Annotated in this window: 10 protein-coding genes and 1 pseudogene; 1 reads left to right on the top strand and 10 read right to left on the bottom strand. The window is 73.5% G+C overall.

The window, feature by feature from the left end:
* Positions 1-594, bottom strand: a pseudogene (locus SH587_RS23330) (hypothetical protein); the annotation flags it as partial.
* Positions 595-1,274: 680 nt separating this feature from the next.
* On the opposite strand from SH587_RS23330, the gene SH587_RS23325 reads away from it, so the two are divergent.
* Entirely contained in the window at positions 1,275-2,438 is a 1,164-nt protein-coding gene (locus SH587_RS23325; RefSeq protein ID WP_320673064.1) for a hypothetical protein, read from the top strand.
* Here SH587_RS23325 and SH587_RS23320 read toward each other — a convergent pair.
* The 9 genes from SH587_RS23320 to pyrH all read right to left on the bottom strand — a co-directional run bounded on the left by SH587_RS23320 (position 2,428) and on the right by pyrH (position 13,009).
* Positions 2,428-3,078, bottom strand: a complete 651-nt coding sequence (locus tag SH587_RS23320; RefSeq protein WP_320673063.1) for a LysR family transcriptional regulator — start codon at positions 3,076-3,078, stop codon at positions 2,428-2,430. The genes SH587_RS23325 and SH587_RS23320 overlap by 11 nt on opposite strands.
* A 569-nt stretch (positions 3,079-3,647) precedes the next feature.
* Positions 3,648-5,111 carry an APC family permease gene (locus tag SH587_RS23315; protein WP_320673062.1) on the bottom strand — a complete coding sequence of 488 codons (1,464 nt, stop codon included), beginning with the start codon at positions 5,109-5,111 and terminating at the stop codon, positions 3,648-3,650.
* Between the two features lie 149 nt (positions 5,112-5,260).
* Positions 5,261-7,048, bottom strand: coding sequence for an AMP-dependent synthetase/ligase (locus tag SH587_RS23310; RefSeq protein WP_320673061.1), 1,788 nt, complete (start codon positions 7,046-7,048; stop codon positions 5,261-5,263).
* 146 nt (positions 7,049-7,194) lie between these two features.
* Positions 7,195-8,331: a M50 family metallopeptidase gene (locus SH587_RS23305; protein WP_320673060.1), complete on the bottom strand. Its 1,137-nt coding sequence runs from the start codon at positions 8,329-8,331 to the stop codon at positions 7,195-7,197.
* 60 nt (positions 8,332-8,391) lie between these two features.
* On the bottom strand, positions 8,392-9,594 hold the full coding sequence (dxr, locus tag SH587_RS23300) for a 1-deoxy-D-xylulose-5-phosphate reductoisomerase (RefSeq protein ID WP_320673059.1): 1,203 nt from the start codon (positions 9,592-9,594) through the stop codon (positions 8,392-8,394).
* The gene (locus SH587_RS23295; protein ID WP_320673058.1) at positions 9,594-10,850 is read right to left on the bottom strand and encodes a phosphatidate cytidylyltransferase; all 1,257 of its coding nucleotides are present in this window, start codon (positions 10,848-10,850) and stop codon (positions 9,594-9,596) included. Before SH587_RS23295 ends, dxr begins: the two co-directional genes overlap by 1 nt.
* A 68-nt stretch (positions 10,851-10,918) precedes the next feature.
* Positions 10,919-11,620, bottom strand: coding sequence for a polyprenyl diphosphate synthase (gene uppS, locus SH587_RS23290; protein ID WP_320673057.1), 702 nt, complete (start codon positions 11,618-11,620; stop codon positions 10,919-10,921).
* 35 nt (positions 11,621-11,655) lie between these two features.
* Positions 11,656-12,213, bottom strand: a complete 558-nt coding sequence (gene frr / locus SH587_RS23285) for a ribosome recycling factor (RefSeq protein WP_375341806.1) — start codon at positions 12,211-12,213, stop codon at positions 11,656-11,658.
* Between the two features lie 64 nt (positions 12,214-12,277).
* On the bottom strand, positions 12,278-13,009 hold the full coding sequence (gene pyrH, locus SH587_RS23280; protein WP_320673055.1) for a UMP kinase: 732 nt from the start codon (positions 13,007-13,009) through the stop codon (positions 12,278-12,280).
* Positions 13,010-13,031: the final 22 nt, after the last annotated feature.

Genomic DNA, 13,031 nt, shown 5'->3' with positions numbered 1-13,031 from the left:
CGGCCCGGCCGCGCTCGGCGGCGGCGGGGCGGCACCGGTCGGCGGCACCGCGCCGGCGGACGGCGCCGCCGCCGGCGGCGGCGGGACGTCGTCGGTCGCGGGGACCCGCGGCGCCGCGGTCTGGAACCAGTCGACCCGGTCGGGCCGAGCCGGCTGGCCCGGCTGGCCCGGCTGGCCCGGCTGGCCCGGCTGGCCCGGCTGGCCCGGAGGCGTACCCGCCGGAGCGGCGGGCGTGCCCGGCTGGCCGCCGGCGGCACCCGACGCGGCAGGCTCCTGCGTCCACCAGGGCTCGGTCCCCGGCTCGGCCCCGGTGGGCGGGGCAGCCGCCGAAGGCGGCTCCTGCGCGGGCGCAACGGCGCCCGCCTCGATCTCGAACCCGGAGCTGTACTGGTCGCCGGCGTCGAACGCCTGGCCCGACGGCGGCGGCGGGGCGCCCAGCTCGTCGAGCGAGGTCGGCTCGCCCCCGCTCAGCTCGTCGAGGCTCTGCGGGATCGGCCGACCCTCGCGGCGGGCACGGCGCTGCTCGCGCTCGAGCCGTGCGCGCTGCCGATCCTCCTCCGAACGCGGGCCGCCCCGGCGGCCGCGGCGGCTCACCCGTGAGCCCCCCGCGCGCAGGCGGAAGCGGCACCGGACGGCGCTCCCGCGGGCACCCTCCCGGGCCGCGCGATCGGGCCTGCCAGCCTGGACATCGTCGGAACGCTAGACGAGTCGGCGCCGTCGTGCTGGTCGCAATCGCCCAGAACGACCTGGACGAACGACTGGTCGCACCCCCGCGGACGAGTGAACGACCGTTGGTCCGAAGGTCGGACGCGCCGAATCGCCCGCGGACGACCAGCCGTTCGGTACGCCGTAGACCCGTTCCCGATCGACCGCGCTCAACGATCGGTGGACGGCGCGCTCGACCGTTGATCGATCAAGAACCCCGTCAACCATCGACCGTTCATCGAGAACCCCCTGGATTCCCCGGGGAACGACCCGGTGGAGGGCGCCGGAAGGTCGGGTAGCGTCGAGGGGGTACTGGGTCGTGCGCATTGCCCGTGAGGGCGGTGCCCGGGTGGTCTGCGCTCCGCGGGACCGTGAGCCGGCCTCACCCGTACCGATCCCCCAACGAACGAGGAACCCATGCACGTCAGGGACGCAGATGCTGCCCGACGCGCGCTGGCCGCGCGCCAGCGGTCGTGCCGTCATCTCGATCACGGCGCGGCCCTGTCGCCCTCCCCCTCCGGCGGCCCGTCCCGCCGCCGCCACACGCTTTCCGCCACCGAGGAGACCCGATGACCAGATCCCCCACCCCCCTTGGCTCCCGCCGGCGCCGTTCGCTGCTCGGCGCCGGCGCTGCCGGTTCCGCCGCGATCGTCGCCCTCGCCGGAGCGGCCCCGGCCGGCGCCGCCACGGCGCCCGCCACCTACCCGACGCCGGTCCAGGCCCAGAACTTCGACGGCGGCCTCGGCAACTGGGTCGGGTCCTCGGAGTACAGCGGTCTCTGCCTGATCCCGATCCTGCTCTGCACCGGGACCTCGAGCGGCCACACCCCCACCGGCGGCGACGGGCCGAAGCCGGCCAGCCAGAGCGGGTTCGCCTACAGCGGCTTCCTCTCGCTGGCCTCGGTGACCGGCGTCGCGACGGGGATCCTGACCAGCCCCGGCTTCGTCTACAACGGCGTCGGCGGCAAGACGCCGTGGAAGCTGCAGTTCAGTCTCTCGCGTCGCGCCAACGTCCAGGGTCTGCTCCAGCTGGGCACGAACGTCTACTACACGGTCCAGATCCTGCGGGCGGCGGACAGCGCCGTCGTGGCCACCCCGGTGGCCGGCGTCCCGGTCAAGCCGCTGGCCGGCTGGACCCCGATGGCCGCCCCGATCGAGATCGACCCGGGGACCCTGAAGGTCGGCGAGCAGTACAAGATCCGGATCCGCACGACGCTCGAGGGCGGCGTCAACGTCGGGCCGCTGGCGAGCTTCGACTACGACAACGTGGTCCTCAAGGCGCTGCCGGTCCCGGGGCCGGGCGAGCCGGGCGGCCCCGGCCTGCCGGGCACCAACGGCAAGGACGGCACGCCGGGCGAGAAGGGCCAGAAGGGCTCGTTCCTCGACGACGTCGGCCTGACGAAGGAGGAGGTCGAGAAGGTCCTCTTCGGCCCCAACGCCAGCGCGACCCTCCGCGGCCGCTACCTGACGATCCGGCTCTCGCTGCCCAAGAAGGCGAAGGTCCGCGCCCGGACCCGCGACGTCGGCTACGTCCGGCGGGGCAAGTTCTACGTCAAGGCCACGACGACGACCCGCGTCAACGTCAGCCCGGGTCAGACGAAGTCGGTCCGGCTGTACATCCGCAAGGCCCAGATCCCGAAGATGCGCCCGGGCATGAAGACCCGGATCTCGGTCTTCGCCCAGCTCGGCTTCCACACGGTCTCGATCTTCCGGGACCTGCGGATCAAGCGCTAGTCCCGGGCGGCGGGCGGCCCTGCGCCGCCCGCCGCTCTTCGCGCTCCCCGGACGCGGTCGCCCGCGGTGGCGCGGCCCGATAGAGCAGCGGCCACCACGACGCCGGAGGCCGCCACGCCAGCCGCCAGAGCACGCCGGGCCAGGCGCGCACGGGTTCCTGCGGCGGTCGCCGCGCCCACCACGGCCGCGGCACGCTCCGCAACCCGTCGACGACGGCGACCTCGAGCCGCCCCGCTCGCAGCCGGTCGCCCAGCTCGGCGGGACCGGCGCGCTCCTCCAGCACCTCCCACCCGGGGGAGCGGAGGCCCGCGACGATCTGCCGCCCCCGCTCTTCGCAGCCCGGCGCCACGCCGACCCGGATCGCTCCACCGCGCCGCTCGGCCACCGCGCGCGCCCGGTCCTCGAACGCCGACGCAGCCGCGACGACCGACCGCGCCAGCTCCATCAGGGCGGCCCCCTCGGCCGTCAGCCGCACCCGCCGCGACGTCCGCCGGACCAGCTCGACGCCGACCTCCCGCTCCAGCCGCGCCAGCGCCCGGCTGACCGTCCCCGTGGTCACGCCCAGCCCGCCGGCCGCCCGCCCGAAGTGCTCCTCGCCGGCCACCGCCACGAACGCCTGCAGCTGCCGGATCGCGATCACGCCGCGACCGTAGCCCGCCCGAGCCCGCCTTTCGCGTCCGGCGCTGAGTTGGCACCGTTCCGGCGCTGATCCGACTCGCGGCACGGCGATCGCGTGACGTGACGTGACGGGGCTACGGGGCGCAAGGCAGCCGCCGTGCCCGGTGCCGGCGGTGCTCAGCGGTGACCCGGCGCAGCGAGGCCGGCGGGCCGGTCCGATCGGAGGTGGCCCTCGCTGGCGCGCCCCGTTGACGATCGTTGCCCCGGCCGCAACGAACGTCAACCGGCCTCAGGGTGGAAGGGCCGACGGAATCGGGGCCGCGGATCGGCGGTCGGTCGCCAGGGACGGGAGGCGGGCGCACGCGGGAACCAGCGGCCGGCCAGGCGGCGGGGAGGTCGGACCACCCCGATCCGGCCCGCCCGGCCGATGCCGGGGCGACCCGGGTTCCGGCCGCCACCCTGGCCGACCGGGCCGCCCGGGCCGACCCCTGCCCGGGCCGCCCTGGCCGAACCGAGCTGGCCGGGCCGGCCCCTACCCGGGCCGCCCTGGCCTACTGGGCCGGCCAGGCCAGGCCGGGCCCACCCCACCCCTCAGGACCGCGGGGGCGGCGGGGGCTCGTCGTCGGAGGTCGGGGCGTCCTCGGGATGCTCGATCGCCTGGATCATGCCGGTGTCGAACTGCTTGTCGACGCCGCGGGTGGCGACGTAGTTGGCCAGCCAGAAGACCAGGCCGAGGGCGAGCAGGAGCAGGGCGCGGGTGATCTGCTCGGTGTCGTTGGCGATCCGGTGGATCAGGAGGGCGAGGGCGGCGACCGCGCCGATCGCCGGCATCAGGGTCGGGGCGACGAAGTGGCGGTGGGACACCGGGTCGCGACGGAGGATCAGGACGCTGATGTTGACCGTGATGAAGACGAGCAGCAGCAGGGTCGTCGTGGTCGTCGCCAGATCGGAGACGTCGCCGGTCGCGGTCAGGATGATCGCCAGGGCGCTGGTGAAGATGATCGCCGTCCACGGGGTCTGGCGACCCCGGTGGACCTTGCCGAAGAACGACGGGACGATCCGCTGGCGCGCCATGCCGTAGGTCAGGCGCGAGGCCATGATCATGTTGATCAGCGCCCCGTTGATCAGCGCCATGATGCCGATCGCCGCGAAGATCTTGATCTCGACCGACAACGGGCCCAGCTGCGAGATCTCCAGCAGCGGCGTGGTCTCCTTGTCGATCAGGGTCGTGTACGGCAGGACCGCCGGCGCGATGATGCCGATCACGATGTAGAGGCTGCCGGCGATCAGCAGGCCGCCGAACAACGCCCGCGGGTAGTCGCGACCGGGATCCTTCGCCTCCTCGGCCACGTTCACCGAGTCCTCGAACCCGATCAGCGCGTAGAAGGCCAGCGCCGTGCCGGCCAGCGCCGCCGGGATCAGCGACACGTCGTGGCCCGCCGCCTTGGCGTCCGCCGTCGAGAAGGCGTTGCCGACGTCGCCGACGCCGTCGATCAGGGCCGCGACGCCGATCACGACGATCAGGATCAGGCCGCCGAACTCGACCAGCGTCAGGACCACGTTGATCTTCACCGACTCACTGATGCCGCGGAAGTTGACCGCCGCGACGATCAGCAGGAAACCGAGGGCGATCAGCACCGTCTGGGTCTCGTTCAACGACCAGTCGAACAGCCGCGGCAGGTAGGTCTCCGCCACCCCACGCGAGAGCGTCGACGCCGAGGCGATGCCCGAGCACATCACGGCGAACGCCACCATGAAGGTGAAGAACGGCCGCCGGAACGCCTTGTTCACGTAGAGCGCCGCGCCCGCCGCCTGCGGGTACTTCGTGACCAGCTCGGCGTAGGCCGTCGCCGTCAGCACCGCCAGCACCAGCGCGAGGGCGAACGGCAACCAGACCAGGCCGCCGACCTCACCCCCGATCACGCCGACCAGCGTGTAGATGCCGCCACCGACGACGTCGCCGATGACGAACAGCAGCAGCATGTTGCGGGAGATCGCGCGCTTCAGCGGCGGATCTCCCGAGGGCGCCGAGGGGGCGGCGGTGCTGGCTTCCATGGTGGGGCTCCTGGGACGGACGAACGACCCGGCCTGGACGCCTCCCCGCGCCCGGGCCAGCTTGCGCGCACGCTCTCACACGCGCCAGACGAGTGCCACTCCGCCAGCGGCCGTGCGCCCCGGGGGTGGCCCGGGGCGCATCGCCGGGCTCAGGCCGCGGCGTAGAGCGCGTCGATCTGGGCCGCGTACTTCTGGTCGATCGGCTTGCGCTTGAGCTTCATCGTCGGGGTCAGCTCGTCGCCGCCCGGCAGCCAGTCGCCGCGCACGATCAGGAACCGCTTGACCTGCTCGACCCGCGACAGCCGCGCGTTGCCGGCGTCGACGCCCTTCTGGATCTCGGCGATCACCGCCGGGTGCTCCGCCAGCTCCTCGAGCGTGCCCTCGATCCCCTGCTGCTGGGCCCACGGCGGGGTGAAGTCGGCGTCGAGGACGATCAGCGCCGTGTTGTAGGGCCGGTTGTCGCCGATCACGCAGGCCTGGCCGATCAGCGGATGGGCCGACTTGATCGCCGCCTCGATGTTGGCCGGCGACATGTTCTTGCCGGCCGCGTTGATGATCAGCTCCTTCTTGCGATCGACGATCGTCAGGTAGCCGTCCTCGTCGAACTGGCCGACGTCGCCGGTCTTGAACCAGCCGTCCTCGGTGTAGGACTCGGCCGTCTTCTCGGGCTGGTTGCGGTAGCCGCGCATCAGCGTCGGGCCCTTCAGCAGCACCTCGCCGTCGTCCGCCAGCGTGACCTCCATCCCCGGGACGGCCGGGCCGACGGTGCCGATCTTGATCCGGTCCGGCGGGTTGAGGGTGCCGCAGGCGCAGCCCTCCGACATCCCCCAGATCTCCGCGATCGGCAGCCCGATCGCGTGGAAGAACTCGATCACGGTCCGCGGCGTCGGCGCCGCCCCGACGTTGATCGACTCCGCCTGGTCGAGGCCGAGCATCGCCCGCAGCGGGGCGAAGATCTGCTCGTCGGCCTGGGCGACCGCCGCCGCCAGCTCGTCCGGCACCCGCTCCCCGGCCTGCTCCAGGCGGACCTTCCGGGTCGCCGCCTCGATCGCGCCCTGGACGGCCGTCCGCCGCTCCTCCGGCTGGGCGGCCAGCATCGCCTCGAGGCCGGACTTCAGCTTCTCCCAGATCCGCGGGACGGCGAAGAACCAGGTCGGGTGGACCTGGGCCAGGTAAGCGGAGATCTGCTTCGGGTCGGGACAGGTGGTGATCTCGAGCCCGAACAGCAGCGGCGCGTAGTAGTGGGCGCCGCGCTCGGCGATGTGGGCCGCCGGCAGCCACGAGATCACCCGTCCGCCCTGACGCAGCTGCGCCACCTGGCCGACCGCCTGCATCGCCGAGACCAGGTTGCGGTGCGTCAGCTCGACGCCCTTCGGCGGGCCGGTCGTGCCCGAGGTGTAGATCAGCGTCAGCAGGCCGTCGGGCGCCAGCTGGGCCGCCGCGGCCTCGGCGTCGAAGTCGGGCGCCGCGCCGGCCTCCAGCGCGGCGAGGGTGATCGTGCCCTCCGGCGCCTCGCCGTCGACGACCACCACGTGCTCCAGGCCCGGCAGGTCGCCGCGCGCCGCCAGCACCCGATCGAGGAAGACCTGCTCGGTCACGATCACCGACATCTCGGCGTCGGTCGCGATGAAGGCGATCTGCTCCGGCGACGACGTCTGGTAGAGCGAGACCGGGACCGCCCCCAGCGTCGTCGCCCCCAGGTCGACCGGGAAGAAGTCCGGCCGGTTGCCCATCAGCAGGCCGACGGTGCGGCCGCGCTCGACGCCGAGCGCCGCCAGGCCGCCGGCGATCCGGGCGGCGCGATCGGCCACCTCGCGCCAGGTCCAGGCAACGTCGCCCTCCAGCGTTCGCACGAGGACCTGGTCGGGGTGCCGCTCCAGCCCCCGTCGGAAGGCGTCGAGCATGGTCTCGACGGCGGTCACGTCGGTGGTGCTCATTCGGTGCTGCTCTCCTCGCGCGGTTGGCCGGCCGCGGCGCACGGAACAATGGCGCGTTGCCACTCGTCCGATACACCGCTCGCGCGATCGTACCGGCTTTCGGCGTCAATCGTGACGCAGGCGTCAGGTTGGCGCGGGGGCGCCGGTCAGCGGACGTCTATGCCCTCGCCGAAGATCCGGCCGACGTCGTTGTAGAGGCCGAGCCCGAAGAGCATGATCACCAGCGCGAAGCCGACCACGCTCGCGCGTTCCAGCCAGGCGAAGGGGATCGGCCGCCCGCGGACCTTCTCGGCCAGGGCCCAGAAGATGTGGCCGCCGTCGAGCGGCAGGAACGGGAACAGGTTGATGATCGCCAGCGAGAGGCTGATGATCGCCAGGATCTGGATCGCCCGGGTGGTCGACAGCTCGAAGCTCTGGCGGGTCGCCTCGTAGGAGCCGACGACGCCCGAGACCTCCTTGCGGGCCTCGCTGTCGTAGACCAGCTTCACGATCGCCTTGCCGGTGAGCTTGGTCGCCTCCCACAGGTACTGGACGCCCTTGCCGGCCGCCTCGGTGCGGCCGGTGTGCAGGTAGTCGAACCCGTAGGTCATCCCGAGCAGCATCCGGCCCTCGCGGTCGCCGGGGCTCGGCCGGGCGACGTAGCGGGGGAAGACCTCGGCCGACCGCTGGACGCCGTCGCGCTCGTAGACGATCCGGACCGGGGTCGCGGCGACGCAGCCGTCCTTGGTGCTCCCGTCGGCGCAGCGGTGGTCGGAGACCGTCCGCCGCAGCCGGTCGAGCCGGTCGACGGTGTTGTCGAACGTCAGGCCCGGCGCGTAGCCGGGAACGCGGTCGATGCTGACGATCCGGTCGTCGGGCTTCAGGACCCGGGCGACGGCGCCCTTCTGGTCGACCGAGCCGACCACCGGGGCGATCGTCGGGACCGCGCTCTTGCCGCCCCACAGCAGCACGATGATCACGATCGCCAGCACGATGTTGACCGCCGGCCCGGCGAAGATCACCACCACCCGCTTCCAAACCGGCTGGCGGTGGTAGGCGCGCGCGGCGACGTCCGCGGGCAGCTCCTCCCGCGGGTCCATGCCGGTGATCTTCACGTAGCCGCCGAGCGGGATGAACCCGATCGCGTACTCGGTCTCGCCGCGGCGGCGACTCAGCAGCGGCTTGCCGAAGAAGAGCGAGAACTTCTCCACCCGCATCCCGACCGCCTTGGCCGCGGCGAAGTGCCCCAGCTCGTGGAGGACGATCAGGACGGAGAAGCCGAGGAAGGCGAGGACCCAGGACACGGGCGACACAGGGTCGCACAGCCACCTGTGGGAACGATCAACGCCCCCGTGGCCCCGGCCTCAGCCGCGCTCGTCGGCGAGCGCGGAGGCCGCGTCGCGGGCCGCCCGGTCGGCGGCGTAGAGCGTCTCGAAGGCCCGCACCGGACCGACGTCGACCGTCTCCAGCGCCTGCTCGACGATCGCGGCGATGTCGAGGAAGCCGATCCGCCCGGCCAGGAAGGCGTGGACGGCGACCTCGTTGGCCGCGTTCAGCACGCAGGGGGCGGTGCCGCCGGCGATCCCGGCCTCGCGGGCCAGCCGCAGGCAGGGGAAGGCGTCCTCGTCCGGCCGCTCGAAGCTGAGCGTCCCGACCTCGGCCAGGTCGAGCGGCCGCAGGCCCAGCGGCACCCGCTCCGGGTGGTGGAGGGCGAAGGCGATCGGGGCCCGCATGTCCGGGTGGCCGAGGTGGGCGAGCGCCGCGCCGTCGACCAGGGTCACGTAGGAGTGGACGATCGACTGCGGGTGGACGACGACGTCGATCCGCTCGTAGGGCGTGCCGAACAGGTGGTGGGCCTCGATCACCTCGAGGCCCTTGTTCATCAGCGTCGCCGAGTCGATCGTGATCTTGCCGCCCATCGCCCAGGTCGGATGGGCGAGGGCCTGCTCGATCCCGACCTCGGCCAGCTCGTCGCGGCGGCGGCCGCGGAACGGCCCACCGGACGCGGTCAGGACCAGCTTGTCGATCGTGCCGAGCCGCAGGTCCCCCCCGCTCCCGGTCCCGTCGGTCCGCTCGGCGCCGGTCTCGCCGTGGACCAGCTGCCAGAGCGCCGAGTGCTCGCTGTCGACCGGCAGCACGCGGGCCCCGGTCGCCTCGGCCAGCTGCATCACCAGCTCGCCGCCGACGACCAGCGACTCCTTGTTGGCCAGCGCCAGGTCGATCCCCTCGCCGAGGGTGGCGACGGTCGGGCCGAGCCCGGCCGCGCCGACCAGCGCGTTGAGGACCAGGTCGGCGCCGGACTCCAGCACCAGCTGGACCAGGCCCTCGGGGCCCTGCAGCACCTGGCCGTCGGTCCACGCCTCGGCGGCGCGGGCGGCGGCGTCGGGGTCGGCCAGCGCGATCCGCGGGACGCCGTGGGCGCGGGCCTGGGCCAGCACCGGCTCCCACTGACGGGCGGCCGCCAGGCCGACGACTTCGAAGGTGCCCGCGGGCGCCTGGGCGACGACGTCGAGCGCCTGGACGCCGATCGACCCGGTCGAGCCGAGGATCAGGATCCGCCGCGCCATCAGCCGACACCCATCGCGAGCCACACGTAGTAGCCCGCGACGATCGCGAACATCGCCGCGTCGAGCCGGTCGAGGACGCCGCCGTGGGCGCCGAACAGGACCCCGGCGTCCTTGGTGCCGGCGTCGCGCTTGAGGAAGCTCTCGAAGAGGTCGCCGACCGGGGCGGCGATCGCGACCGCCAGGCCCAGCAGCAGCGCGTCGGTGCCGCTCAGCCAGTCCTGGTAGAGGCCGGCGAACCAGACCGCCACGACCGCCGTGAACATGCCGATCACCAGGCCCTCGACCGTCTTGTTGGGCGAGATCCGCGGCGCCAGCTTGTGGCTGCCGAAGAGCCGCCCGCCGAGGTAGGCGCCGGTGTCGCCGAGGAAGGTGCCGACCAGCACGTCGACGACGATCCCGCCGCCGTGGACGGTGTCGCGCAGCAGCACCGCGTGGGCCAGGGCGAGGCCGATCCAGACCACGCCCAGCAGCGTCACGGCGACGCCGGGCATCCCACCGGCCGGGCGCGCGAGCGCGACCGAGACGAAGATCAGCGGGATCGTCGCCGCCAGCGCGGTGACCATCGCCTCGCGGCCGTCGGCCTGGCCGCCGATCGCCGCCGCGGCGATCAGCGCCACCACCCCGACGCCGGCGGCGAAGACCGACGGCCGGGTGCGGGCGAACATCCGCGTCAGCTCCCAGACGCCGATCAGGCCGAAGGCGGCGACGCCGACGGCGAAGATCGGGCCGCCCTGGGCGACCAGGAAGATCGCCACCGCGGCGGCCGGGATCGCGACCAGCACGCGGGCGCCGAGGTCGCTGCCGCCGCCGCGGTCGGAGGTGGTGCGGACGGTCTCGATCGCGTCCTCGAACCGCTCCAGGGCCTCGATCTCGTCCGCGACCTCGTCCTCCGGCGCCGGGCCGCGGCCACGGCCGGGAAAGCGGCGCCCGCGGGGCGCGTCGCCGCCGCCGGCCCGGGCGACCCGCTCGCGGACGCGGGCGTCGCGGTCGGCCAGGCGGCTGTCGTAGGTGGCGTCGTCCGGCTCCTCGATCGGGTCGCGATCGCGCGGACGCCGCGGGCGCGGCAGCGGATCGACCGTCTCGTAGGTCGCCTCGCCGCTCTCGTTCGCGTAGCGGTCGTCGCCGGTGCGGCGGGTCGTCCGCCGCTCGGCCGGCTCGAAGTCGCCGAACTCCAGCTCGAAGCGAGCCTCGCGGCGCCGGCCGCGGCCACGGCCGCGGGGGGCGGCCGGTGCGGGGTCGAGATCCTCGTCGGGCACGGGGGGATCATCCTCCTCGTACCCGTCGGACGCCGGCTGATCGCGGCGCGGGCGTCGCGGGGCGGGCATCAGCGGCCTCCGAACCGGCGCTTGCGCGTCCCGTACTCGTCGAGGCAACGCTCGAAGGCGGCGCGGTCGAAGTCGGGCCACAGCTCGGGCGCGAAGACCAGCTCGCTGTAGGCGCACTGCCAGAGCAGGTAGTTCGAGATCCGCTGCTCGCCCGAGGTCCGGATCAGCAGGTCGGGATCGCGCATGTCGGGCGCGTAGAGCAGCCGCGAGAAGGCCTCCTCGCCCCCGCCCTCGTAGCGCGCGGCGGCGTCCAGGATCTCGGCCCGGCCGCCGTAGTTGAAGGCCACGAAGAGCGTGATCGCCTGGCCGCCGGCGGTCTCCCGCTCGGCCCAGTCCATCCGCTCGACCAGCGCCGGGTCGACGCCCTCGCGGCGGCCGATGAAGCGCATCCGCGCGCCCTCGGCCTTCAGCTCCGGCGTCTCGCGCTCGATCCGCTCGCCGAACATCGCCATCAGGCCGCGGACCTCGGCCGCCGGCCGGCCCCAGTTCTCGGTCGAGAACGAGAAGACGGTCAGCTCCTCGATCCCCAGCTCGGCGGCGTCGCGGAGCCGGGCCCGCACGACGTCGGCCCCGGCCCGGTGGCCCTCCGTGACCGGCACGCCCTCGCGCTGGGCCCAGCGGCCGTTGCCGTCGGTGATGATCGCGACGGAGCGCGGGCGGGCGAGCGCGGCGGGCTGCTCCGCCGAGGGCGAATCGGTCACGGGCGGGCTGGTTCGGGGGGACGGACGTCGAGGCGTCAGACCTCGAGGATGTCCGCTTCCTTGGCCTTCAGCGCCTGGTCGAGGGTCGAGATCGCGCCGTCGGTGTGCTTCTGCAGCTCGCCCTCGGCGCGGCGCTCGTCGTCCTCGCCGACGTCGCCGTCGTTCTTCAGCGAGCGCAGGTCCTGCTGGACGTCGCGGCGGACGTTGCGGATCCGGACCCGGCCCTGCTCGGCGATCTCGCGCGCGACCTTGACCATCTCGCGGCGGCGCTCCTCGGTCATCTCCGGGATCCCGAGCCGGATCACCTTGCCGTCGTTCGACGGCGTGACGCCCAGGTTCGAGTCGGAGATCGCCTTCTCGATCGTCTTGATCGCGCTCTGGTCGTAGGGCTGGACCGTCAGCAGCCGGGCCTCCGGCGCGTTGATCTGGGCCAGCTGGCGGAGCGCGGTCGGGACGCCGTGGTAGTCGACGACGACCCGGTCCAGCAGGTTCGGGCTGGCGCGCCCGGTGCGGACGGTGGCGAACTCCCCGGCGGTCTGCTCCACGGCCTTGGCCATCCGCTCCTTGGCGTCGGCGAGCAGCTCGTCCAGCATCGAGTCGTCGGGCATCGGGAAAGGACCTTTCGGTGGTGGGGTCAGGCCGGGAGGCGGGCCGCGGTCACGCGTTGCGGACCAGCGTGCCGACGCGCTCGCCCGACACTATCCGGACGATGTTCTGCTCGTCGTCCATGTTGAAGACATGGATCGGCAGGCGGTTCTCCATGCACAGCGTCAGCGCCGTGGAGTCCATCACCCGCAGCCGCCGCTCGATCGCCTCCATGTGGGTGATCTCGCGCAGCAGCTCGGCGTCGGGGTCCTCGCGCGGATCCGCGCTGTAGACGCCCTCGACGCCGTTCTTGGCCATCAGGATCGCCTCGGCGTGGATCTCCGTGCCGCGCAGCGCGGCCGCCGTGTCGGTGGTGAAGAACGGGTTGCCGGTGCCGGCGGCGAAGATCACCACGCGGTGCTTCTCCAGGTGCCGCTCGGCCCGCCGGCGGATGTACGGCTCGGCGACCTCGGTGATCGTCAGCGCCGTCTGGGTGCGGGTGTGGACGCCGCGCTTCTCGAGCGCGTCCTGCAGCGGCAGCGCGTTCAGCACCGTCGCCAGCATCCCCATGTAATCGGCGGTGGCGCGGTCCATCCCGGCCGCCGCGCCCGCCATCCCGCGGTAGATGTTGCCCGCGCCGACCACGATCGCGACCTGGACGCCGAGATCGTGGACCTGCTTGATCGCGGCGGCGACGGCGGACAGGCGGTCCGGGTCGGTGCCGTAGTCCCGCGAGCCCATCAGGGACTCGCCGGACAGCTTGACCAGGACGCGCTTGAACGCCGCCGTCGGAGCCTCGGTCATGCGGTCAGTATCGGTGCGGGCG

Origin of the sequence: Patulibacter defluvii (assembly GCF_034096925.1) — a bacterium.
GTDB classification, from domain to species: domain Bacteria; phylum Actinomycetota; class Thermoleophilia; order Solirubrobacterales; family Solirubrobacteraceae; genus Patulibacter; species Patulibacter defluvii.
The sequence above is the reverse complement of the archived record's forward strand: the minus strand, read 5'-3'. Positions and strand labels throughout refer to the sequence as shown.